This window comes from Candidatus Magnetobacterium casense (assembly GCF_019173545.1).
In the GTDB taxonomy this organism is placed as follows: domain Bacteria; phylum Nitrospirota; class Thermodesulfovibrionia; order Thermodesulfovibrionales; family Magnetobacteriaceae; genus Magnetobacterium; species Magnetobacterium cryptolimnobacter.
The window spans coordinates 1-2097 of sequence record NZ_JABXWD010000519.1; the positions used below are offsets into that span (position 1 = coordinate 1).

Genomic DNA, 2097 nt, shown 5'->3' on the forward strand with positions numbered 1-2097 from the left:
CAGACAATTCAAAATGCCGGCCTTATCTGATATCATCAGAAGTAAGACAGAAGGATTGTCACCAGGGTAAAAAAGTGTTTACCATGAAATTTAAAGAGGATACTATTTTATTACAACTTTACATTTGTCGGGATAGATAATGAGCACGATAGAAACACTAAAAATCAATGCAGATGTTATCAGATCAAGATATCCTGTCAGCAAGATAGGGGTTTTTGGTTCTGTTGCAAGAGGTAAAGAGACTGAAACAAGTGATGTAGACGTTCTGGTTGAATTTGCAGAGCCTGTCGATATCTTTGAGTTTATCGATTTTAAGGAGTTCTTAGGAAACTTGCTTGATAAGACGGTTGATCTTGTATCTGTCAAGGCACTAAAACCATTCTTAAAAGACAAGATACTAAACGAAGTTATTTATGTCTGATGTGTTCAAACAGCGTTAATAAGTACATGGACAGAAGTTTTTATATAAGCGTCAGGGTTGAGCATTATGGGGTCAAGGGGACTTCTTCGTGGCTGGGGCGCCTCGCCCCTCCCCTTGCGGAGGGGTCTGAGGGGGGCCCGCCCCCTTTTTTCTTATTTCGTATATAACTACTATGGGTAGGTACTTAGTAAGAGGCAGACCAGGTGCCTGATATGGGCATAGACATAGAGGCTATCATACGCGATAGGATACGGCGCGAGGGTGGAGCCATACCATTCAAGGAGTTCATGTCGATGTCGCTGTACTATCCGGGGTACGGATACTACACCGGCGCTGCAACGCAGATCGGCAGGGATGGCGATTACTTTACCGCACCGCACCTGCACCCTGTCTTTGGCGCCCTGGTGGCAAGGCAGACCGCAGAGATGTGGCAACTGATGGGCAGGCCGGCGGACTTCTGCGTTGTTGAGTTTGGTGCGGGAAGGGGGTATCTTGCCGCAGACGTGTTGGGCTACCTCCGGGGCGACGAATTCTATGACGCCCTGACGTACCTGATAATCGAGCTTAACCCTTACGTGCAGAGGCAGCAGGAGCGACTCCTTGCCCCCTTTGCCGACAAGGTCAGGTGGGTGTCTGCCGCAACGGACGTAGCGCCGCTGCGGGGGTGCGTCCTCTCCAACGAGCTGATAGACGCCTTCCCCGTGCACATGATCACGATGGTCGGCGACGGGGACGACGCACTCAGGGAGGTCTGGGTGGATGAGGGCTTTGGTGAGGTCTTGCACGGATGCAGCGACGATATCCGGGCGTATGTGCGGGAGTTTGGGTTGCAGCTTTGCGACGGTTACAGGACGGAGGTCAATCTTGCACTGCGTGATTGGTTGCGGGAGGTATCGGGGATGTTGCTGGAGGGGTTTGTCTTTACGATAGACTATGGATATCCGGCGTGGCAGTACTACAGTGCGCAGAGGACTCGCGGGACGTTGGTGTGTTACAGCGGTCATCGGGTGAGCGACAATCCCTACGCTAACGTTGGAGGGCAGGACATCACGGCACACGTCAACTTCACTGCCCTCAAGCGGTGGGGGGAGGCGGTTGGGCTTGTCACGGTGGGGTTTGCTCCGCAGGGGACGTTTATGGTATCGATGGGGATAGATGACCTGCTGACAGGGATGCTCACAAGCGGGCAGTATCAGCATGAGGTTGCGCAGGTGAAGAGGCTACTCCTGCCACAGGGCATGGGCGAGAGTCACAAGGTGTTGATCCAGTACAAGGGCAGTCTTGGCAATCCAGCGTTGAGAGGGTTTTCGTTGCGGAATCAGCGGGCTGCCCTGGAGGGGTAGAAAGGGAGGGGGCTTTATCCCCTGTCGTGGCGGATATAGCCCCCTAGAGGGTTGTGCTATCTGGTGCAGGTTACTTTCCAAGTATCTGCGGGCTTCTTTTCAATGCAAATCTTACTTACACCATCCCATCTAGCACAATCAGCAACTACATCACCCAGCTCTGCAGTTTTGACTTTCTCTCTGACAGTATGCTCACATTCCATAAAAATTCCTCCATTTCTTATTTGCAACGGAAGTTCCAGAACTTACAAGGTAAAATAGTGCTGTAGAAGGTTGAATATATTGGTAATACGCAAAAAGGGCAGCAAAAAATTCGTGCCTACATTTTATTTA

The 2097-nt window shown here is 50.9% G+C and carries 2 protein-coding genes; both read left to right on the forward strand.

Features of this window, described 5'->3' with window-relative positions:
• Positions 1 to 139 precede the first annotated feature (139 nt).
• Positions 140 to 421: a nucleotidyltransferase family protein gene (locus HWQ67_RS17080; protein ID WP_218253896.1), complete on the forward strand. Its 282-nt coding sequence runs from the start codon at positions 140 to 142 to the stop codon at positions 419 to 421.
• 212 nt (positions 422 to 633) lie between these two features.
• Positions 634 to 1764 carry a class I SAM-dependent methyltransferase gene (locus tag HWQ67_RS17085; protein WP_255317336.1) on the forward strand — a complete coding sequence of 377 codons (1131 nt, stop codon included), beginning with the start codon at positions 634 to 636 and terminating at the stop codon, positions 1762 to 1764.
• The last annotated feature ends 333 nt before the right edge of the window (positions 1765 to 2097 follow it).